16 protein-coding genes and 1 pseudogene are annotated in these 21,420 nt (G+C 74.8%); 5 read left to right on the plus strand and 12 right to left on the minus strand.

Annotated elements, in window-relative coordinates; genetic code table 11:
• Window positions 1-213: 213 nt before the first annotated feature.
• Both J2S46_RS05890 and J2S46_RS05895 read right to left on the minus strand, forming a co-directional pair.
• Entirely contained in the window at window positions 214-1,425 is a 1,212-nt protein-coding gene (locus J2S46_RS05890) for a glycosyltransferase (RefSeq protein WP_191292742.1), read from the minus strand.
• Window positions 1,426-1,558: 133 nt separating this feature from the next.
• Window positions 1,559-2,203 (minus strand): dihydrofolate reductase family protein, encoded by a 645-nt coding sequence (locus J2S46_RS05895; protein WP_191292743.1) that lies wholly within the window; start codon window positions 2,201-2,203, stop codon window positions 1,559-1,561.
• 688 nt (window positions 2,204-2,891) lie between these two features.
• Between J2S46_RS05895 and J2S46_RS05900 the strand changes: the two genes are divergently transcribed.
• The 3 genes from J2S46_RS05900 (at window position 2,892) to J2S46_RS05910 (ending at window position 5,797) form a co-directional block, all read left to right on the plus strand.
• Window positions 2,892-3,401 carry a SigE family RNA polymerase sigma factor gene (locus J2S46_RS05900; RefSeq protein WP_191292744.1) on the plus strand — a complete coding sequence of 170 codons (510 nt, stop codon included), beginning with the start codon at window positions 2,892-2,894 and terminating at the stop codon, window positions 3,399-3,401.
• 168 nt (window positions 3,402-3,569) lie between these two features.
• Entirely contained in the window at window positions 3,570-3,989 is a 420-nt protein-coding gene (locus tag J2S46_RS05905) for a cellulase (RefSeq protein ID WP_191292745.1), read from the plus strand.
• Between the two features lie 86 nt (window positions 3,990-4,075).
• A complete protein-coding gene (locus tag J2S46_RS05910) occupies window positions 4,076-5,797 on the plus strand; it encodes a dolichyl-phosphate-mannose--protein mannosyltransferase (RefSeq protein ID WP_191292762.1) in 1,722 nt (573 codons plus the stop codon).
• Window positions 5,798-5,828: 31 nt separating this feature from the next.
• Here J2S46_RS05910 and J2S46_RS05915 read toward each other — a convergent pair whose 3' ends face one another.
• The 3 genes from J2S46_RS05915 to J2S46_RS05925 all read right to left on the minus strand — a co-directional run bounded on the left by J2S46_RS05915 (window position 5,829) and on the right by J2S46_RS05925 (window position 8,157).
• Window positions 5,829-6,743, minus strand: coding sequence for an alpha/beta hydrolase (locus J2S46_RS05915; protein WP_191292746.1), 915 nt, complete (start codon window positions 6,741-6,743; stop codon window positions 5,829-5,831).
• Between the two features lie 189 nt (window positions 6,744-6,932).
• The gene (locus tag J2S46_RS05920) at window positions 6,933-7,361 is read right to left on the minus strand and encodes an SRPBCC family protein (protein ID WP_191292747.1); all 429 of its coding nucleotides are present in this window, start codon (window positions 7,359-7,361) and stop codon (window positions 6,933-6,935) included.
• Window positions 7,362-7,971: 610 nt separating this feature from the next.
• A complete protein-coding gene (locus J2S46_RS05925) occupies window positions 7,972-8,157 on the minus strand; it encodes a hypothetical protein (RefSeq protein WP_191292748.1) in 186 nt (61 codons plus the stop codon).
• 308 nt (window positions 8,158-8,465) lie between these two features.
• On the opposite strand from J2S46_RS05925, the gene J2S46_RS05930 reads away from it, so the two are divergent.
• Complete coding sequence (locus J2S46_RS05930) at window positions 8,466-8,897, plus strand: Ohr family peroxiredoxin (RefSeq protein ID WP_191292749.1); 432 nt, start codon at window positions 8,466-8,468, stop codon at window positions 8,895-8,897.
• 392 nt (window positions 8,898-9,289) lie between these two features.
• On the opposite strand, the gene J2S46_RS05935 is transcribed toward J2S46_RS05930, so the two are convergent.
• From J2S46_RS05935 to J2S46_RS05950, 4 genes are all read right to left on the minus strand, one after another.
• The gene (locus tag J2S46_RS05935) at window positions 9,290-9,916 is read right to left on the minus strand and encodes an HAD family hydrolase (protein ID WP_191292750.1); all 627 of its coding nucleotides are present in this window, start codon (window positions 9,914-9,916) and stop codon (window positions 9,290-9,292) included.
• Between the two features lie 155 nt (window positions 9,917-10,071).
• Window positions 10,072-12,471, minus strand: a complete 2,400-nt coding sequence (locus J2S46_RS05940; protein WP_307348950.1) for a DUF6351 family protein — start codon at window positions 12,469-12,471, stop codon at window positions 10,072-10,074.
• A 466-nt stretch (window positions 12,472-12,937) separates the two neighbouring features.
• A complete protein-coding gene (locus J2S46_RS05945) occupies window positions 12,938-13,618 on the minus strand; it encodes a cytochrome b/b6 domain-containing protein (protein ID WP_191294537.1) in 681 nt (226 codons plus the stop codon).
• Window positions 13,566-14,288, minus strand: coding sequence for a molybdopterin-dependent oxidoreductase (locus J2S46_RS05950; RefSeq protein WP_191294538.1), 723 nt, complete (start codon window positions 14,286-14,288; stop codon window positions 13,566-13,568). Before J2S46_RS05950 ends, J2S46_RS05945 begins: the two co-directional genes overlap by 53 nt.
• Before the next feature lie 448 nt (window positions 14,289-14,736).
• Here J2S46_RS05950 and J2S46_RS05955 point away from each other — a divergent pair, with 448 nt between their 5' ends.
• A complete protein-coding gene (locus J2S46_RS05955; RefSeq protein WP_191294539.1) occupies window positions 14,737-16,371 on the plus strand; it encodes an ABC-F family ATP-binding cassette domain-containing protein in 1,635 nt (544 codons plus the stop codon).
• 852 nt (window positions 16,372-17,223) lie between these two features.
• Here J2S46_RS05955 and J2S46_RS05960 read toward each other — a convergent pair.
• The 3 genes and pseudogenes from J2S46_RS05960 to J2S46_RS05970 all read right to left on the minus strand — a co-directional run.
• A pseudogene (locus J2S46_RS05960) lies at window positions 17,224-17,655 on the minus strand (Bax inhibitor-1/YccA family membrane protein); the annotation flags it as partial.
• Between the two features lie 93 nt (window positions 17,656-17,748).
• Window positions 17,749-18,489, minus strand: a complete 741-nt coding sequence (locus tag J2S46_RS05965; protein WP_191294540.1) for a class I SAM-dependent methyltransferase — start codon at window positions 18,487-18,489, stop codon at window positions 17,749-17,751.
• Between the two features lie 153 nt (window positions 18,490-18,642).
• Window positions 18,643-21,414 (minus strand): AAA family ATPase, encoded by a 2,772-nt coding sequence (locus J2S46_RS05970; protein WP_191294541.1) that lies wholly within the window; start codon window positions 21,412-21,414, stop codon window positions 18,643-18,645.
• Window positions 21,415-21,420 lie beyond the last annotated feature (6 nt).

Genomic DNA, 21,420 nt, shown 5'->3' on the forward strand with positions numbered 1-21,420 from the left:
GCCGGCGGGGTCGGCCCACCCGAGCGTGTTGGTGGCGAAGTCGACGGCCCGCACGACCGTCCAGCTCACCCCGGACGTCCTGATCTGCCGCTCGATCTCCTGATGGTAGGACGTCGCCTGCTCGCCTTCCGCGAGATCGGCCACGTCGGTCGCCAGGTACACCACGCGGGCCGCGAGCGCGGAGATCGTCTCCTTCCGAGCCCCGCTCCCCCGTCACCCCAACGTGGCGACGTGGGCGAGGACGGCGCCGGCGCCGTCCTCGGAGGCGATCAGGCGGGCGAGTTCGGCCGCGCGGCGGCGGGGGGCCGGGTCGGTCACGCAGGCCGTGATCGCGGCGGCGAGGTTCTCGGCGTCGAGGTCCTGGAACGGCACAGGCCGGGGGGCGACCTGGAGCCGGTGGAGCCGGTCCGCCCAGAAGGGCTGGTCGGCCATGACGGGGACCGGCACGGCGGGCACGCCGGCGCGCAGCGCGGCTCCGGTCGTTCCCGCGCCGGCGTGGTGGACGACGGCGGCCGTGCGTGGGAAGAGCCAGTCGTGCGGGACGTCGCCGATCGCCAGGAGGTCGTCACCGCCGCCGCTCAGCTCGGCCCATCCCGCCTGCACCACCGCGCGCACGCCCGCCCGCTTGACCGCGGCTCCCACCAGTTCGCTGAGGCGTTCCCCCTCGCCCGGTGCCATGCTGCCGAACCCGATGAACACCGGCGGCGGGCCGGCCCGGAGGAAGTCGGCCAGCTCGGCCGGGGGGCTCCAGCCGTCCGGCCGAGGAGGCCACCAGTAGCCCGTCACCTCGACCCGGGACGGCCAGTCCGCCGGTCGCGGCACCACCGTCGGGCTGAAGCCGGCGAAGACCGGGCGGGCGTCGTCCCCCTGCTGCGCCGGTCCGCCCGCGGGCAGCCCGAGGCGGTCGCGGAGCCGGGTCACGGCAGGCGCGAAGAGGGTGTCCCGGCGTCGCACCGTCTCGCGTCCGGCGGCCAGGTTGCCCTCCGGCCCCAGGCCTTCGGCGGCCGAGGCGCCGGGCAGCGGGAACTCCCTGGTGGCGACCCCCGGTACGAGGTGGGTTTCGATGACGGGGATGCCCAGCGCCTCGCCGGCCGACCGGCTGAGCGGTGCCGGGCCGAAGGCGGTGAGCACCAGGTCGGTGCCGTCCGCCACGGCTGTCGCCACGCCGTCGGCGAGCCCGTCCGCGTACGCCGCCGTCAGCGCCCGGGCCTCCTCCCGTGACGCCGCCCGGGCCCAGGACCGGATCAGCTCCTGCGGGTCGCCCGGCATGGGCCGGTGCGCGAGGCCGCACCCGCCGACGAGTGCGGCGAAGGACGGATGGGCGGCCACCGCGACCTCGTGCCCGGCGTCCAGCAGGCGCCGCCCCAGGCCGGTGAACGGCGCGACGTCTCCCCGTGAGCCGGCAGTGACGATCAGGATCCGCATGCGGTGATTCTGCCCCACTCGTCGTCGCCCCGAGCACCGCTCGCGGTCGCCGTCCGCTCGCCGTGCGCCCCACCGGGCCCGGCCGGGCCGACGGCGGCCGGGCGGCAGCCGTCGGACCGGCCCTGAGGGTGGGTCACTTCCGCCAGAACAGGTGGTGCGTCACGCCGCTCGGGCTGGGCACGACCTCCAGGTGGAAGCGGTCGAGCAGTTCGTCGGGGGACTGCCAGAGGTGCAGTCCGGACCCGAGCTTCACCGGCGAGACCGCCACGTGCATGGTGTCGACGAGGTCCGCGTCGAGGAACTCCCGCACCGTGGTCACGCCGCCGCCGAGCCGGACGTCCTTGCCCTCCGCGGCCTCGCGCGCCCGTTCGAGAACCGTGGCCGGGTCTCCGTCGACGAAGTGGAAGGTGGTGTCGGAGAGGGTGAAGGAGGGACGCCAGTGGTGGGTCATCACGAACACCGGGGTACGGAACGGCGGCTCGTCGCCCCACCAGCCGCGCCACTCGTGGTCCTGCCAGGGCCCGCGCTGGAACCCGAACTTGTTGCGGCCCATGATCTCGGCGCCGATGTTGCGGGCGAAGTCGCGGGTGAAGTAGTCGTCGAGACCCCGGCTCCCCCCAGGCTCCGTGCGATTGGGCCAGCTCGCCGTCGCACCCGCCCAGGCGAAGAGCTTCTCGGGATGGTCGTAGCCGAACGGCCGCTCTAAGCTCTGGTCCTCACCGGCGGCGATGCCGTCACTGGAGACGATGAAGTTCTGGACCCTCAACAGTTGAGCCACGTGTTCCTCCGGTGTGCTCGGACAACGTTGGTGAGAAGGCCGCAGGAACTCGTCGCTGCGCCCCTGACCGGTCAGCCGACCGGGCCGACGGTGTCCTGACCCATGATGCTGCGGGGGTCTGACAATCCGCCGCCGCGAGCGGAGGCCTGCCCTGCCGACGGGCTCCGCCACGAACTCGATCACCGACGAGACTGCCACATCCGACGCCCTGCCCCGGGCAGCGACGTCGTTCCTCGTGCATGTTCACCGGCGCGGAGCCGGTCGGCGCCGGGGGCGGCACCGCCGCCCGCCGGCAGGCTCGGGCCGGAAGGGACGGCGGTGGCGTGTCGCCACCGGTCACCGTGGCCCCGGCAGGGCCCGGCCCAGACGGGCTCCGTCCCGACCAGGTGGGCTCCGTCCCGACCAGGTGCAGCAGGGCCAGCACCTGGGCCCGCGCCGGAGCGTGACCGCGCGCCATCCGGCTCAAGGTGGCCCTGAACCCAACCCGCCGACCGGGCGCACCGCGGGTGTGACCCACGTCATAGCCCGGACGTGCATAGCGGAGCGAGGTCCAGCGCCTTAACAGGGGTACAGGAACGCGTCCGTGGTCGTGGGGCGGCGCACGTCGTCCGCGACGCGTGCGCCGCACCGCTCCCCACGGGAGTGCGGCAGGGGCCGGCGTGCTCGGCGGGGAGGCAAGGGGTCGAGGGTGACGGGGCAGGCGCGGGTCGAGGAGTTCGACCGCTTCGTGGCGGCTCGCTGGCCGGCGCTGCTCCACCTGGCGCGGCTGCTCACCGGCGGGGACCGGCACCGGGCGGAGGACCTGCTGCAGGAGGCGCTCGTCAAGCTGTGGTTCGCCTGGCCGAGGGTGGCCGAGCAGGCGCCCGAGGCCTACGTACGGAAGGTGCTGGCCCGTGCGGCTGCCCGGTCGGCGCGGCGTCGCTGGTGGGGCGAGCAGCCCGTCGGCCGGCTGCCCGACCCGCCCGCAGCGGCGGACGAGGCGGCCGCGGCGGACGAGCGCACCAGGCTGGAGGCCCTGCTGGCGCTGCTGCCGGCCCGGCAGCGGGCCGCGGTGGTGCTGCGCTACTACCAGGACCTGCCCGAGGGGCAGGTCGCGGAGGCGCTCGGGTGCCCGGTGGGTACCGCCCGGTCGCTGACGGCCCGTGGCGTCGCGCGGCTGCGGCAGTTGCTGGCGGAGGCCGTCAGCCCGGTCGAGTGAGGAACGTGTCCGGCCGGGAGGGCCGTGGGTGCGGGCCGGGGGTGCGGACCGTAGGAGGTGGATCGCGCGGGGTGGATCGCGCGGGGTGACGCGTGCGGGCGGAATGAGTCGGGCGAGGCGACTCGGGCGGGACGAGTCGGGCGGGACGAGTCGGATGAGGAGGGTCGGGTGACCAGGGGAGCCATGGATCGCTTCGAGCAGGAGCTGGTACGGATGATGCGCGAGGGACAGGAGGAAACGCCTTACGAGGACCGCCACCGCGACCGCCTGCACGCCGGCGTGCGGGCCCGGAAGCGGGTCCGGACGGCGTGGAAGGCCGCCGGATCGGTACTGACCGCCGCCGGACTCTGCGTCGCGCTGCTGGTCGTCGCGAGTTCCTTCACCCGGGGCGGGCCGGCCGGCCCCCGGCCCCTTCCCCTGGTCTCCGCCGGGTCGGTGACCATGACGTCACCCGGCCGCCCAGCCTCCACCGCCGAAGGGGCGCCGGAACCGTACGGCCTGTCGACGCCGGGGCCGGCGACGGGGCCGGCCCGGATCTCGGCCACCCGGCCGGCGCCCCGGCCGGGCGCGGGCGGTCCCGTCGGGTGAGGACCGCCCCGACGGCGGGCGACCCGCCGGCCGCCGGGCACCCCTCCCCCGCTCGTCCCGCCCTCCCCGAGGAGAAGGCCCACCACGTGATACCCGAGAACGCGACCGCCCCCACCGGCCCGCCGGGGCCGGCGGCCGACCGCCGTCCGACCTCGTGGGAGCGGCGGTTGCACCGCGCCGGGTACGCCGCCCGCCCGCAGCTCTCCGTGCGCGACCGTCTGGTGGCCCCGTTCCCCGAGCCCGGGTCGCGGATGCGTCGCCCGCTCCGGCCGGCCCCGGCGACGCTGCGCCGGATGGCGCGCTGGTCCGGCTGGGGCGGTCCGCTGCTGGTGACCCTCCTCGCCGGGCTGGCCCGCTTCTGGCGGCTGGACAGCCCGCGGGCGGTCGTGTTCGACGAGACGTACTACGCCAAGGACGCCTGGTCCCTGCTGCGGCTCGGCTACGAGGGCAGCTGGCCGGACCGCCTGGTGGCCGACCCGCAGATCCTGGGCCGGCCCCAGGTGATCCCGCTCTCCGACGCCGGGGCCTTCGTCGCGCACCCTCCGGCGGGCAAGTGGGTGATCGCCCTCGGCGAGTGGATGTTCGGCCTCGGCCCGTTCGGCTGGCGCTTCATGACGGCGGCCCTGGGCACGCTGTCGGTGCTGATGCTCTGCCGCATCGGCCGCCGCCTGTTCCGCTCCACCGTGCTGGGCTGCCTGGCCGGGGCGCTGATGGCGGTGGACGGCCTGCACTACGTGATGAGCCGCACCGCGCTGCTCGACCTCGTCGTGATGGTCTTCGCCCTGGCGGCCTTCGGCTGCCTGCTGATCGACCGGGACCGCACGCGGGCCCGGCTCGCCGCCGCCCTGCCGTCCGACGGGGACGGCCCGGCGCGCCCGGACGGGCGCACCGCCGCCCGTGCCGGGACGGGCCCGCGGCCGTGGCGGCTCGCGGCCGGCGCCTTCCTCGGCCTGTCGGCCTCGGTCAAGTGGAACGGCCTGTACTTCCTCGCCTTCTTCCTCGTCCTCACCCTGCTGTGGGACGCCGGTGCCCGCCGCACCGCGGGCGCGCACCGCCCCTACCGCGCGGTGCTGCGCAAGGACCTCGGGTCGGCGCTGTCCCTCGTCCTGGTCACCGCCCTGACCTACCTGGCGACCTGGACCGGCTGGCTACGCTCCGACCAGGGGTACGGGCGGCACTGGGCGGACGGGCGCGGCGGCACCTGGTCGTGGGTCCCCGCCGCGCTCCGCAGCCTGTGGCACTACGAGTACCAGGTGTACGAGTTCAACGTGGGGCTGAGCACGCCCCACCCGTACGAGTCGAACCCCTGGAGCTGGCTGGTCCTCGGGCGTCCCGTCCTGTTCCACTACACCCAGGCGGAGCCCGGCACGGCCGGCTGCCACGCGGCGACCGCCTGCTCGCAGACCGTCCTGGCCCTCGGCACGCCGCTCCTGTGGTGGTCGGCGTGCTGCGCGCTGGTGTACCTCCTCTTCCGATGGGCGCTGCGACGCGACTGGCGCGCCGGCGCCGTCCTGTGCGGGGTGGGGGCCGGCTATCTGCCCTGGTTCCTGTACCAGGACCGCACGATCTTCTCCTTCTACGCGGTCGCCTTCGTGCCGTACCTGAGCCTGGCCGTGGCGATGATGCTGGGAGCCCTGCCCGGGCCGCCGGGGGCGAGCGAGCGGCGCCGGGTCCGGGGCGTAGTGGTGGCCCTGGTGCTCGTCCTGCTGATCGGCTGGAACTTCGTCCACTTCGTCCCGGTCTACACGGGGCAGAGCATCCCGTACGCCGACTGGCGCGCCAGACTGTGGCTCGACAGCTGGTTCTGAACCCGGCCGCGCACCTGCCCTTCCGCGAGGCTCAGAGGTTCGCCGTGAAGAACGCGGTGAGCTTCTCGACGGCCGCGTCGACGTGCTCCTCGCGGTCGTAGAGGTCGACGTGGCTGGCGCCCTCGATCCGGTACAGCTCCTTGGGGCCGGTGGCGCGCTGGTGGACGTCGACGGCCATCCAGTCGGTGACGGCGCGGCTGCCCACGATCTGGAGCAGCGGCCGGGGGCCGATCAGCGGGACGGCGTGGAAGGCGTCGAAGAAGGCCAGCTTGTCGACGCTCGGCCAGGCCAGGGTCCTGGCCGAACGCCCGTGCCGGCCGCGGGCGGTGCAGTAGTACTCGAATCCCTCCACCGCGTGCTCCCCGCCGAGCGCGCGGGCCTGTTCCGCGCTCTCGGGGAAGACCGGCAGGGCGCCGGGGTCCTCGCCGCGGGCCGCCGCGGTACGGGCCCGGGCGGCCGCGTCGAGCAGGCCCCGGAAGACGGCCGGGTCCTGGGTGCCGTCGGCGCCGAGCCGGAACTGGCGGGCCACGTCCACGCCGCTGACGGTGGCGACGGCCCCGACCCGGTGGTCGCCGCCCGCCGCTGCCAGCGAGTAGCCGCCCGAGGCGCAGATGCCGAGGAGCCCGATCCGTTCGGCGTCGACCTCCTGACGCAGGCCCAGGAAGGAGACGGCGGCCTTGAAGTCCTCCACCCGCTTGGCCGGGTCCTCCAGACCGCGGGGCAGGCCGCCGGACTCGCCCTGGTGGGCGGCGTCGAAGGCGAGGGCGACGAAGCCGCGCTCGGCCAACTGCCGTGCGTACAGGCCGGAGGACTGCTCCTTGACGCTGGTGCCGGGGTGGCCGACCACGAGGGCGGGCCACGGGCCGGCGGCCGGGGCGTCGGGGGTGTGGAGGTGGGCGGCGATGTCGATGCCGGCACTGTCGAAGGTGACGCTGGTACGGGCCATGGGGGGTCTCCTGATCTGCTGGTGGCGTGAGTCGGGTGATGGGTGTGGTGGACGGGTGTGCCGGACAGGTGTGCCGCCGGTCTGTGCCTCGCCAGGCGGATCCGGGCGCGGGGACGAGGTGGTCGTCGGGGACAAGGTGGTCGGCACCCGCTACGACGTGTCCACGACCGCCCCGCCCTCGGCCGGCGGTCAGTTGGCCTTCAGCGGCCCGGCGAAGGACTTGCGCAGGGACGCCGGGGCCACGACGGGGAGCAGGGAGGCCAGCACCTTGCCCTTCAGGCTGCCGGGCGTCCTGGTCAGCCGGACGTCGACGCGGGTGCCGTCACCCTCGGGGGTCAGGCGGAAGAGCCAGCCGCCGCCCGGCCCGAAGAGCTTGGAGTCGAGGGTGGTGATGGTGACCTCGTCGCCGCCGGGCTCCCAGTCGTAGCGGGCGCGTTCCCAGGCGGCGGCGGTGCCCTCGGTCACCTCGGCCCAGTTCTCCCCCACGCCGTGCACCTCGAAGTGTTCCGCGTCGATGCTGGGCCAGGCCTCGGGACGGCCGGGGCCGAAGTCGGTGAGCACCGCCAGCACGGCGGACGGGCTGAGCGAGGAGACGAGATGCAGGTTGACGACTGTCATGGGTGCTCCAGGTGGATGTGCGGGGGGCGACGGGTGGCCCGGGAGAGCGCGGGGCTTCGTGGGCGGTGCCGGGGCCTGCCCGGTCGCCCTCACTCTGGACCGCACAGCGGGGCCGCGACATCAGTCAGTTGACCGTCGGAAGGCAGGCCTCCGGCGTTGAGTCACCGGATCCGGGTCGGTCGGTGAGGTCACCCGGTCCGGCGCGCCGCGCCGCCGGGCCGCCGGGCCCCGGGCGGGACACCGGAACTCCCGCCGCCCGTAGCGGCGGTGGGGGCGCACCACGCGTCGGCCGAACGACCCACGCATCCGCGGAAGGACTCCCCCGGGGGCAGGCAAGGGCGGCAGCCGCAGGCGGACGGGGACCCGGTCGTGGCCCCCGCCGACCCGCTGCGCGGTGCCGGAGCCGCGAAGCGGAGCCGGTCGTACGCGATCATGTCCGCCTCCTCGACCGTTCGCCCGCGCGCATCCGTCGAATGACGCACCGGACCGGCGGCACACGTGTCACGGCGAACACCGTCGGACGACGCAGGACGCCGAGGGTCGCGGCGGACGAGAATTCCGTTCGTCGGGGCACACCCGCCCGACGACGAACGGGCACATCCCTGGTGGCTCAAGGACGTTCGTCACCACCCCGGGACCATCGTCCGAGTCGCGGGTCCAGACTCGGGCCGAGGCTCAGCGCCAGCAACGGGTCGACGGTGGCCCAGGTGCTCCAGAGGACCTCCGGGTCGAAGGTGCCACCGGGGGTGCGCTCGCGGACCGCACCGGCCCCGGGGGTGATGCCCTCGTCGTTCATCGTCCGCTCCTCGGATCGTCGGCGTCTCTTGGCACTTCTTGACGCCCGACCAGCCTGCAGCCTGCCTTAGTAACCTGTCAAGACAGTTACCTATTTGTCCGACAGTGAACTTCGACCCCGGCGAAGCATCCCGCCCCGCTCGACCAACACCAAGAGAACAAGCCGATTGCAGGCCGATAGTGGCCTCCGATCTCGACCGCAGGCCGAATGCAGGGTTGACGCCCCACGGAAAGCCTGGCAATAATCGTCACCAGTCAGACCAGTTACTTCAGGGCGATTCAAGCCCCTACTCATGAGGAGACAGAGCCATGGCAGCCAGCTACACCGGAGTGGTCACCGTGACGGGAGAAGGTCGCAACGGGGGGCAGGTCGCCGCGAGCGACGGACTCCTCGTCGCCCCGCTCGCCATCCCGAAGGAGCTGGGCGGCGCCGGCGGCGCCACCAACCCGGAGCAGCTGTTCGCCGCCGGCTGGGGCGCCTGCTTCCTCGGGGCGGTACGCCGGGCCGCGGCCGAGCGGAAGGTCCGGCTGACGAGCACCGCCATCACGGTCGAGGTCACGCTGACTCACGGCGAGGACGGCGAGTTCGGCCTGGGTGCGGTCCTCGGCCTCGAACTCGGCGGCGTGGACCAGGAGACGGCCGTGGAGCTGGGCGAGGCGGCCCACCAGCTCTGCCCCTACTCCAAGGCGACCCGCGGGAACATCCCGGTCACCGTCAACGCCGTCGCGCTGGCCGGCTGACCCGCTCCTGAGCCTCCGCCCGGGCCGTGACGGTCCGACCGGTCCGGGCGGACCGTACCCGCGGGCTTCCGCCCACGGTAGACCCGGGGCCCGGCCGCAGCCGCGGCCGAGGCGCCCCGGCGCAGTGCCCCGGCAGGGTGGCCGCGGCACCGGCCGGGTGCGATGGCCGGTACCGGTGCCGGCCATCGCACCCCGGACCTGAGTCCCTGCCCGCCGTCCCGACGGCGGGCAGGGACTCAGGCGCGTCCGGGCATCCGGCCCCGACCGCGCCGGCCCGGTCGGGCAGCGGAGCCCGGCCACCGTCGGCGAGCCGGCGCGGCTTGTCGCTCCGGGCGACGGCCGGCACGTCGATGCCGCCGGCAGGGACGCCCGGACCGGGGCTGCCCTCCGGGTCAGGAGTGCGGGCCCGACAGGTCCAGCCCGAGCAGGTCCTCCAGTTCGGCGATCGTCCGGGCCGCCTCCTTGGCGTGCACGGTGGCGAAACCCAGGGCGGCGGCCGGCGGCAGGTACCGCTCGGTGTCGTCGACGAACACGCACTGCTCGGCGGGCAGCCCGAGGGCGTCGAGGACGAGCCGGAAGATCTCGGGCTCCGGCTTGCGCACGCCGTGGTCCTCGGAGATCACCACCGCGTCGTAGTCCAGGTCGTAGCCTGCGTAGAGGTCCCACGGCGTCCGGCCGACGGAGTTGGAGAGGATGCCGACCTTCACCCCGGCCCGCCGTGCGGCGGCGGCCGCCGCGATCATCGACTCCTGCGGCCGCAGATCGGCGAAGATGCGCCCCATCAGGTTGTCGTCCGCGATGCCGAGCCGCCGGGCGGCCTCGGCGTTCCAGCCGGCCTGGGTGATCGTGCCGCGCTCCAGCTCCTCGGTCCGGCGGATCATCTGCTCGTCCAGGTGGAGGGCGTTGAGCAGGGCGCCCTCCGGAAGCCCGGCCCGCCCCTCGAAGGCGAGCGCGGCGGGGACGAGCGGCGTGGTCAGCACCCCGCCGAAGTCGAGCACGAGGCCCTTGCGGTAGGTCATGCCCAGACTCTGGACGCCACCGGCACACGTGTGACACCCAGGTGTGCGTCCTTGCGTCCGGACGGTCGGGCGGAACATGTGCCCGCAGGGCGAATGCGACGCGCCCGGCTCCCCACCCCGTACGTCCCAGTGGTGGACCGGCTCCAGGGGCGCGCTCACGAGCCCGCCCCGCTGTGCTGGCGGGCGCGGTAGGTGGCGGCCTTGACCCGGTTCCCGCAGGTCTTCATGGCGCACCATTCACGCCGGTGGCCGCGCGAGCGGTCGAGGTAGACCTGGGCGCACCCGGGCCGGGCGCACTCCCGCAGGAGGGCCGCCTCGTCGCCGCCGATGATCTCGACGGTCTCGCGTGCGAGGGCCGCGAGCCCCTGGGCCACGACTCCGGTCCTGCTGGCACCGTCGGCGTGCAGGCGCAGCGTCACGGGCAGTCCCGCGGCGTGCCGGTTCACCTCGGCGACGGCCCGCGGCGGCAGCGGCTCGCCGGCGAGGCGGGCGGCGACCAGCGAGTAGATCGACTCGCGCAGGTCCACGGCGATGTCGAGGTCGGTCTCGTCGGCACCGGGCGCGGCGTCGAACATGCCAGCCTCGACGAACCAGGCGTCGAGCAGGCCCGGGGTCGCCAGCTTCTCCGTCGGCACGGCGTTGCGCCGCGCACGGAGGGTCCCGACGAAGTCGAGGGGCAGGGTCCCGCAGGGAAAGGCATGCATCACGTCACCATTTTGACAAGTTACGGGCAAATGCACAATGCCCACTCCTCCGATGACCCCTCCGGATGAATTGCGGAATGGATGACCTCGCCCGGTTCCCCCGTCACCATCCGGGCAGGTAACGCAGGGGTGTCGCGGTCCCATGCCACTCGTAGTCACGCAGCAGAGCCCTGACAGCCGCCGGCCTCCGACGGTCGTCACCGTAAGACCCCGGGGAGTGCCCTCGGTCGCAGGGACTGCTCGCGGTCGGCCAGGCGCCCTACGGCCGGGCTGCCGGCGCGCTCCGGACGCGACGGCGCCGCGGCCCGCGCGCCCCGACCGGGGTGCGCGGGCCGCGGCGCGGGCCGGTGTCCGGCGGGTCAGTGCCGGCCGGCGGGGGGCGCAGCGGAAGGCGGCCGCGTCGGTGGTGTCGCCGTGGCCCTGGTAGCGGGCGACGGAGGGGTACGGGCAGAGGTTGCGGGTGACCGCCTGGCCGGCGGCGTCGGTCACGGTGGCGGCCAGCGTCCGGGGTGCCCGGCCGTGCTCGACCCAGGCGGTCAGCGCGGCGAGGTCGTCGGTGCCGGTCAGGCCGCAGTGGATGCCGCCGGGCGCGAGGAAGAGGCGGTAGAAGTCGTCGGTCTTCTTCGCACCGCCCATCCGCCGCTCGACCTGCTGACGGTACTGGACGGTGCCCTCGGCGGGGATGTACTGGTCGGCGGTGCCGTGCCAGGTGAGGAGCTTGCCGCCGGCCTCGCGGAAGCCGGTCAGGTCGGGGTCGTCGGTACCGATGATCTTGTCGTACTCGGCCTGGGACTGCTTGAACAGCTCGGCGAACCGGTCGTAGGTGATGGCCGGGACGTTGGGGACGGGCTGCTTCTGCACCCAGGAGGACACCCATCCGGCCGGGACCGGGAAGGGCGCGCCCACCCGCTGCCCGCCGGCGTCGACCGTGGTGCCCGCGAGCGCGCCCAGATCCGCGCCGACCGGGACGCCGGCCCACAGCTTCTGCCCCGACGGGGTGCGCGGCCCGTCCCAGATCCGGCGGACCACCTCGGCGTCGGCCGCGGTGATCGTGAGCTGCCGGCCGTCGCACTCGACGGCGCTGCCGATCAGCCGGCGCGGGTCGTAGCCGCAGGCACCCGGGTCGGCCAGCAGGCCGTCCACGGCGCCGTCGTCCGGGTCGCAGGCCTGGACGGCCGCGTCGGTGAAGGCCTTGAACTCGCAGCCGGTCGGGTAGGTCTTCTGCTCGTTCATCACCACCTGCGGCCACAGCGTGGCGACCTCGAACTCGTCCCAGTCGACGGCCGGGGCGTTGGCGAGGATGCCGTCGTAGTCCTCCGGGTACTTCTGGGCCTCCGCGTAGCCCTGCCGCCCGCCGGTCGAGCAGCCGGTGAAGTACGCGTAGGAGGCGGCGCGACCGTAGACGCCGGCGACGACCTGCTTGGCAAGGACCGCCGCCTCGTGCTCGGAACGCGAGGCGAAGTTCTCCAGCAGCCCGGTGTCGACCTTGCCGCCGGCGTCGAGGGCCCAGCTCGTGTCGAGGTACGAGCCGACGCCCGCGTCCGTGGTCGCGGCGGCGTAGCCGCCCTTGACCGCCCCGGCCAGGTCGCTGCCGTAGTCGCCGGCCGCGTAGGCGCTGCCGCCCACCGACTGCAGCCGGCCGTTCCAGTTCTCCTGCGGCAGCCAGACCCGGACGTGGGCGTGGTCGCCCTGGCCGGGGTGGGTGAGCGTCACCGTGACGTCGCAGAACGCCGGTACGTCGGGGACGTGGTTCTCCCCCAGCGGGAAGACCGCCGGTACGTCGACGGTGCCCGCGGCGTGCGCCACCGCGGTGACGCCCTCCACCCGGGTACCGGCCGGCGCGTCCAGCACGGGGGCGGTGCAGCTGTACCGGGCGGTGGTGTTCTCCGCGGCCGCCGAGGCGGCCGGTACGTACAGCGCGGCGGCCAGGGCACCGCGGCCGCGAGTACGGTCACAAGTCGTTTCATCGGGTTCCGTTCATGGTTGTGAGCTGTCGCAGTCGGCACCCGGGCGCACCACGGCGGGCGTGGGTGTTCGGGACGGGCAGGGGGTCCGCGCACGGCGGTGGGCCGGCCGTCGGCCGTGGTCGGGTGCCCGCTCGGGAGGGCACCCGCTTCCTCCGGGGCCGACGGGACCAACAGTGGCCCGGCGCGGTGGAGCGGTGCATCCGTCAGTTGACGGCGGATCACGCCCGTCGGCGGTACTGCTCCGGCGGTCCCGCGGCGGCCGCGGCGGACCGCCGGTGGCACGGCTGCGCCGCAGGTCGGGGCCTCGGGCCGGCCACGGTCACCGGCGGGCGTCCGGCCGGGCGGCCAGGTCATTCGACGGTCCGGGTGCCGTGCGGGTCCTCGGTCAGCCACCGGGGGTGGTGGCGCTGCGCCCAGCGGCGGCCGACGTGGCCGGTGCGCATCCCCCGCCGGGCCTCCGGGTCCCGCAGGGCCCGGCGGACGTGCCCGGCCAGGACGACGGCCACGGCCCAGGCGAGGCAGTCGTGGACGAAGATCGCGCTGGTGCGGGAGACGAACGGCAGCAGCCCCGTGAACCACATGAGCAGCCCGGTGGCCGTCATCACCAGGACGGCGCCGGCGATCCAGCCCGCCCAGAGCTTCTGGCCCGCGTTGAACTTGCCGGCCGGCCGGTCCTGCGGCCGGGTGAGGCGGCGCCGCGCGGCCCGCAGCCACTGCCGGTCGTAGGCGGCGAAGCGGTTCAGGCGGCGCAGGTCGGCGCGCAGCTCGCGGGAGAGCAGGCCGAGCAGCAGGGGCAGCGGCAGCAGCAGGCCGGACCACTCATGAACGGTGATCATGAGCCTTCGGCGTCCGACGAGTTGGGCGATCGGGCCGATGTACAGGCAGGCCGCGGTGGCCAGGCAGAGGAGCATCAGCAGCCCGGTGCTCCGGTGGACCAGCCGCTCGGCGCGGCTGAACCGCCGGATCCGGCCGCCCGCCTCAGGCTGCGTCGGCGCCGCGGTCGGCGCCGGGGAGCCAGCCGTCGACGTCATATCCGTAGTCCTCCCAGTAGCCGGGGATCACCCGGTCGGTGACGGTGATGCCGGCGAGCCACTTCGCCGACTTGTAGAAGTACATCGGCGCCACGTACAGGCGGACCGGTCCGCCGTGCGCGTGGCCGATCGGCTTGTCCTGCATCCGCAGCGCCACCAGCACGTCGGGGCGGCGGGCCTGTTCCAGCGTGAGGCTCTCGCTGTAGGCGCCGTCGAAGCAGGTGAAGCGGATGGCGGCGCCCTCGGCGCGCACGCCGGCGGCGTCCAGCAGGTCGGCGAGCCGCACGCCCTGGAAGGGGGTGTCGTCCACCCGCCAGCCGTCGGTGCAGAGCACGTCGTGGACGACGCGGGTCTGCGGGAGGGCGCGCAGGTCGGGCAGGGTGTAGGTGCGCGGCCGGTCGACGAGACCGTCGACGCGCAGGGTGTAGTCGCTCTCGTCCTTGCGCGGCACGGAGCCGACGACGCTGTAGTAGCGGAACCCGCCGGGGTCCGGCAGCAGGCCGGTGAGACCGGTGGGGTCGTGCTGCGAGGCGGCTCCGAGGGCGCCCTCCCAGCCGCGCTGCAGGTACGGCGCAGCGGCGATCCCGGCGACGCCCGCCGCCAGGGTGCCCAGCAGCATCCGCCGTCCCACCGGAGCTCCGTGGCCCCGCCGGTCGCGTTCTTCCCTCATGTGACACCCCTCCTCCGGCCCGCGCCGCCGGGATCGCACGGTCGCGCCGGAACACCCTCGCCGGCACACCTCGGCCGTGGCACATGTGTGCCGAAGGTGCGGCGGGCAATTGAGTAACTGTTCTGAACGGTTATGATGGTGGCATCTGCTCCCCGCTCCGTCAAGACACCTCGACCGCCCCGCCGAACACTTCGGGGGCGCCGCCCCGACACCCGAAATACCCGGGGGACGCCGGCCGGGGCTGCTAGGCTGGCGACCGGTAAGACCATCGACGGAAGCGTGGATGCAGACATGGCGAGTGACGACGACATCTCCGGGTGAGATCCGCCCCTGAGGCCGTTCGCGGGTGCTGGGCACCCGACGCGACGGCCCGGTTCGTCGTACCCGTCCCCCTGTCTGCCCGGGGCGGAGGTGTCTCCGCCCCGCTCTCACCCCCCGGGTTGTCCTGATGTCCCAGAACTCCGTCGTCTGCTCCCAGCTGTCCTTCTCCTGGCCCGACGACACCCCCGTCTTCCAGGAGCTCTCCTTCGCCCTCGGCGCCGGCCGGACCGGCCTCGTCGCCCCCAACGGCTCGGGCAAGAGCACCCTGCTCAAACTGATCGCGGGCCGACTCACCCCCACCGCGGGGGCGTTGACGGTCAGCGGCACGACCGCTTACCTGCCGCAGGACCTGCCCCTGACCGCCGATCTCACGGTCGCCGAGGTCCTCGGTGTCGCCGCGGTGATCCGCGCCATCGACGCGGTCGAGTCCGGCGACGTGGCCGAGGAGCACTTCACCACCATCGGCGACGACTGGGACGTCGAGGAGCGCTCCCTGGCCCAGCTCGAACGCCTCGGCCTGGCCGGCGTGCGGCTCGACCGGCGGCTGGACGCCCTCAGCGGCGGCCAGATCGTGCAGCTCGGCCTCGCGGCGCAGCTGCTCAAGCGGCCGGACGTGCTGCTGCTCGACGAGCCCACCAACAACCTCGACCTGCCGGCCCGCCGCCGGCTCCACGAGGTGCTGGAGGGCTTCTCCGGCTGCCTGCTGCTGGTCAGCCACGACCGCGCCCTGCTCGACCGGATGGACCGGATCGCCGAACTCGACTCCCACGAACTGCGTCTGTACGGCGGTGACTTCACCTCCTACGAGCAGGCCGTGCAGGCCGGCCGGGAAGTTGCGGAGAAGAACATCCGCAACGCCGAGCAGGAGCTCAAGCGGGAGAAGCGGGAGCTGCAGCAGGCCCGCGAGCGCGCCGAGCGCCGAGCGGGCAACGCCGCCCGCAACCTGAAGAGCGCCGGACTGCCGCGGATCTTCGCCGGAACCATGAAGCGCGGCGCCCAGGAGTCGGCCGGACGCTCCGGCCAGTTGCACGCGGCCCGCGTCGGCGAGGCCAAGGCCCGGCTCGACGAGGCCGAGCGCGGACTGCGCGACGAGCAGCGCCTGACCCTGGACCTGGCCGGCACCCGGGTGCCCGCCGGCCGCGACCTCTTCATCGGCGAGGACCTCCAGGTGCGGCGCGACGGCCGCCCCCTCTTCGCCGGCGACGGCGCCGGCCTGACCGTCCGGGGCCCCGAACGGATCGCCCTCGTCGGCCCGAACGGCGCCGGCAAGACCACCCTGCTGCGGATGCTCGTCGGGGACCTCGCCCCGGACAGCGGGCGGATCAAGCGCGCGGACGGGCGCGTCGCCTACCTCTCCCAGCGGCTGGACCTGCTGGACGAGGACCGCACCGTGGCGGAGAACTTCACCGCCGCGGCGCCCGAGCTGCCGGAGGCCGAGCGGATGAACCTGCTCGCCCGGTTCCTCTTCCGCGGCGCCCGGGCCCACCTGCCGGTCCGGGTGCTCTCCGGCGGCGAGCGGCTGCGCGCCACCCTGGTCTGCGTACTGTGCGCCGTGCCCGCCCCGCAGCTGCTGCTGCTCGACGAACCGACGAACAACCTCGACCTGGTCAGCGTCGGCCAGCTCGAAAGCGCCCTCAACTCCTACCAGGGGGCCTTCGTCGTGGTCAGCCACGACGAGCGGTTCCTCACCGCGATCGGGGTGGACCGGTGGCTGCGGCTGGCGGACGGCTCGCTGGAGGAGGCGGGAGCACCGGAGGCCTGAACGCCGCCCGGCCCCGGCCCGCGCCGAGCGCGACACCGCCCGCGCGGGCCGGGATCCCTCACCCGGCCGGATGACCGCCATGCCCCCGCCCGGGACTCGGCGGGGCGAGATGGTCGCGGCCGCTGAGGCTGCCCGGGCCTGTCGTTGCAGGTGCTGCCGCACGGACGCGGGCCCGGCGGAGCATCTCGCCGCTCCCGCGGACGATGTTCCGCCGCCGGCCCACGACGCCGACGACTGCGGCATGTGGCGCCGGACGACCTCGGCATGTGGCACCGGGTGCCTCGGAGCCGGCCGCACATGTGCCCTTCCGGGGCAGCGATCCGTGCCCGAATTTCGTCACCCCTCGGAAGAGTGATGGGATTGTCCCCTCACCCGGCCTCGCGGTGAACACCTGCCTGAGCACACCTGCCTGAGCACACCCACCGCGTCACCCACCTCCAGGGGCCCGCGCTCGCGGCACAGGTGTCATCCGCAGCGACGACACCCCTCACGGAGGAGTGACCGGCTGTGACCAGCCCGTCGACCGCGACGCTCCGATCGCGGTACGCCGAACAGGCCGCGTCGGACCTGGAGGAGAACCGCCGCCGGCAGCGGGAACCCGCCGGGCAGCCTGGCCCTGGCCGGGCAACACCAGGGGGACGGCGAGGCCCCGCAATCCGTCCGGGCGAAGCCCTTGGCCGTGGCCGGGGGAAGGGTGGTCCGGCACGAGGACGGGACCGACGCCTTCGGCCTGGCCCTCGACACCCTCGTGCACCCTCGGGCGGTGGCCTCGGCGTCGGGGGCTCGGCACCGATGGAGGCGCACCGCCCCCAAGGGCCAAGGCCCTTGGGGGCGGTGCGCCCGGCGGGCCGGTCAGTCCTCGCCGCGCAGGACGGTCAGCACCTGGAGCACCTCCAGGTAGATCCACACCAGGGTGGTGGTGAGACCGAAGGCCGCGAACCACGCGTCCTCCCGGGGAGCCCCCTGGGCGATGCCGTCCTCCACCTGCTGGAAGTCCAGGGCCAGGAAGGCCCCGCCGATCAGGACGCCCGCGACGCCGAAGGCCGCCCCGAGTCCTCCGCTGCCGAACCCGAGGGATTCCGCCCCGAAGGCCGAGAACAGCAGGTCGGCCGCCAGCAGCAGCAGGAGTCCGGTGGCGGCCGCCGCCGCGAAGCCGGCGAACCTGCGGGTGACCCGGATCCAGCGGAGCCGGTAGGCGATGAGCACGCCGGCGAGGACCGCCATCGTGCCGAGCACCGCCTGGACCACGACGCCGGGGGCGATGAAGGTGGAGGTGGCCTGAAGGGCGACCGACATGCGACAGGCCACGGCGCTGACGTTCACCGGTCGGGCGTTCCGGGGCCCGCGCTCCGGAACGCGGCCGGCTCCGGCGGGCGCTCAGCCGCCCGATCCGCCGTCCTGCGCAGCGGCGACCACGAACCACTGGGCCGGCAGGGCCACCCCGGTCCCGTCCGGGTGACGCTCGCTCATCGCGAGGTCGGTCCCGCCCTGGTCGAGGATCTCCAGCCCGGCGCCGCGCAGCAGCTCGGGCACCTCCCCCGGGGCGACTTCGGCCGGGCGCAGCTGGTGCTTGCGGACCTGGCGGAGCTTGTCCGACGGGCCACCGGGCCGTTCGGCGGCCTGCTGGATCACCGTCCTGGCCTCGGCGGTCGGCTCGACCACGAAACCCCGGCCGCGCCGGCCGAGCAGCAGGGCGACCGAGGCCGCGACCGGCGCCCGGTCGGCCGGGTCGCTCTGGTGGAGCACCGCCCGCAGGTAGACGTTGGCCTCGCCGAGCCGGTCGCCGAGTCGCCGCACCCCCACCAGGTCGGTGAGGTCGAGCTGCTCGAACTCGGCCACCGCGTCGCGGTCCGCCCGACGGGCGTGCGCCACGGCCGAGGGGGAGAGGTCGACGCCCACCGCTCGCGGGAAGTGCCCGGCCAGGTAGCGGGTCTGGGTGCCGTTGCCGCAGCCGAGGTCGACGATCGGCAGCGTCCGGTCGGCGTGGGCGGCGAGCAGCGCGGTGTGCGGGGCCGCCGTCAGCGACGGGTCCGCGTCCCAGAACGGCTCGCCCGGCTCGCCCGTGTTCTCGGCCCAGAAGCCCTCCCACGCGCGTACGTAGCGCTCCGAAGTACTCATCCCAGGGTCTCCCGTGTGTCGTGGCGGCGCGTACCAGCCTCCGTACCGGCGCCCGGGCCGGCGGAAACCGCAAGGCCCGATCCTTCACACCACGTTCGACCCAGCGCCGGAGAACCACCCGAACGGTGGACCCTGGCACCGGCGGCGGCCGCTTCAGGCGGCGCCGCCCGGACCGGGGGCCGACGGCACCGCGGCGAGCGCGTCGCGCAGTGCCGCCCGGGAGGTGACGCCCAGCTTGGGGAACACCCGGTAGAGGTGGGAGCTGACGGTGCGCGGCGACAGGTGCGTCCGCTCCCCGATCTCCTTGTTGGTCAGGCCGCCGGCCGCGAGTTCGGCGATCCGCTGCTCCTGCCAGGTCAGCGCCGCCGGGTTGGCGGCGGAGTGCGGCGCGGGCGCTCCGCAGGCGCGCAGTTCGGTGCGCGCCCGCTCGGCCCATGCCTCGGTACCGAGCTCCGCGAAGGCTTCGGCGGCCTGCCGCAGGACCTCGCGCGCGGCCCGCGGCCCCCGGCCCTGCCGCAGCCGGATGCCGTGGGCGAGGCGGATCCGGGCCAGCTCGAAGGGGAAGTCGGCGGCGCCCGGATGCGTCTCGGCCCGCCGGAACAGCCCCTCCGCCTCGTCGTCCCCGGCCGTCATGGCGAGCGCCCCGAAGGTGATCAGGGCGAGGCGGGGCGAGACCTCGGGCAGGCCGGCCTCCTGCGCCGCCAGGGCGTGCCGGCGGGCCTGCTGGGCCCGGCCGGTGTGCAGGGCGGCCTCCACCAGGTCGAGCACGGTACGCGCGGCCTGGTGCGCGCCGGGTTCGAAGGTGCCGGGCGCGGTGATGCCGATCGCGCAGAGGTACGCGGCCTCGTAGTCGCCCTCGCTGAGGGCGGCGGCGGTCCCGGCCGCGTCCGCGATCTGGACGAGGAAGCCGATCCGGCGCGGGCGCGCCCAGCGGTCCACGACCGCCTGCAGCTCCCGGGCCCGGCCGAGGTCCCCGCGGAGCGCGGCGAGGAGGGCGAGGTAGGCCCGGCTCTGGTGGGCGAAGAGCGTGTTGCCGTGAGCCGTCGTCAGCTCCAGTACGCGCTGCCCGGTCCGCTCGGCCGCCGCCCAGTCCCCGGAGGCCGTCTGGTCCAGCATGATCAGGTGCAGCATGGTCATGCCGTTCATCACGGCCCCGGTCCGCAGCTCGCGCTCCACCCTGCGCAGGAGGTGGGACCGGTACTGGCCGAGGGTGTCGACGTGGTAGGCGGCGACGCCCAGCCGGGTGATGTCCCACGGGTCCAGGTTCGGGAAGGCGGCGTAGGCCTGCGCGACCCGCTCGTGGACCCCGGCACCCCGGCGCACCACGTCGCTCCAGGCGTCCTGGTAGATCCGGGACTTCGCGGGGAGCAGCTCGCCCAGGGAGTCCAGGAGCGGATGGGTGCGCGCCCACGCGTCGGCGCCGGCGTACTGGCTGATCGCCAGCAGGAGGTTGACCAGCCGCGTCAGTTCCTCGCCCGGCGCCGCGGCGTCGCCGTCCCGCAGCCGTTCGACGGCCGCCGCCACCTGGCGGTGCGAGGAGCGCACGTCGCCGTCCTCGTAGAGCGCCGCGTACGCGGAGACCAGGACCGAGGCCGCCGAATCGGGGCCGCTCGGCGCCCGGTCGGCGTCCACCAGCCGCTGGACCTGGTCGAGCAGGCCGGCCTGCCCGGCGACGAAGGCCGCGTCCCCGAGCCGGCGGGACCGGTCCCCCGACGTCTCGCTCAGCTCCGCCGCCCGGGTCAGCCAGGTCACCGCCGCGGCCGCGCCGCCGCGCCGGGTCGCCGAGGCGGCGGCCTCCTCCAGCGCGGCGGCCACCTCCTCGTCCGGATCGACGGTGGCGGCCGCCAGGTGCATGGCGCGGCGCTCCACGTCGTCCCGGTGCACCCGCGCCAGGGCCGCGTGGGCGGAGCGCCGCTCGTTGGGGGTCGCGGACAGCACGACCGTCGACCGCACGAGCGGGTGGCGGAAGACGAACTCCCCGCCGGCCGGGTCCAGGTCCAGCAGCCCGGCGGCGGCGGCCTCCTCGACGCCCTGCATCCGGTAGCGCGCGGCGCGCGCGAGACCGGTAGCGGCTCCGGCGTGGACACCGTCGAGGGCGCCGCGCAGGAGTTCGGCCCGCTGGTCGGGCCCCAGCGGCGCGATCCGCGCCCCGAAGACCTGCCGGAACCGGTCGGGCAGCGGAACGACGCCGTGGCCGGACGGCTCGCGGGCGGCGCGCTCACCGGCCTGACCGCTGAGGTAGGGCGGCAGTTCCATCAGGGCGAGCGGGTTGCCCTGCGCCTCGTCGAGGACCCGCCGGCGGACCTCCGGGTCCAGTAGCGGATGGCGCTCGTCGAGCAGCCGCGCGGCGGCGGGCCCGGCGAGCGGCGGTACCGGCAGCTCGGGGAGGGCGGCGGAGTCGAACCCCGAGGAACCCTCGGGGCGCAGGGCGACGACGAGCTTCACGGCGTTGCCGGCGAGCCGGCGGCCGACGAAGCCGCAGATCTCGGTGCTGGCCGGATCGAGCCACTGCCCGTCGTCGAGCATCAGCAGCAGGCCCTCGGGCGGGGCCGCCGTCGTGACCAGGTCGAGGACGGCGATCCCGAGCGCCATGACGGACGGGGCCCCCTGGTGGCCACGCCCGAAGACCACGTCGAAGGCCACCCGGTGGACGGCGTCCAGCCGCTCGACGTGCGGGAGCAGCGGGTAGAGCAACTGGTGCAGACCGGCGAAGGGCAGGTTCGACTCCGCCTCGACACCGGTCGCCCTGATCACCCGGTACCCCGCGCTCCTGGCCTGCTCGGCGACGTGCCCGAGCAGGGCGCTCTTGCCCACACCGGTCTCGCCCCTGAGGACGAGGGCCCGGCCCTCGGCCGAGGTGACGAACGAGGAGAGGATCGACTGTTCCGTCTCCCGGCCCACGACGGGCGTGACGAAAGGCTCCACGGTCCT

This window comes from Kitasatospora herbaricolor, assembly GCF_030813695.1.
Lineage (GTDB): Bacteria > Actinomycetota > Actinomycetes > Streptomycetales > Streptomycetaceae > Kitasatospora > Kitasatospora herbaricolor.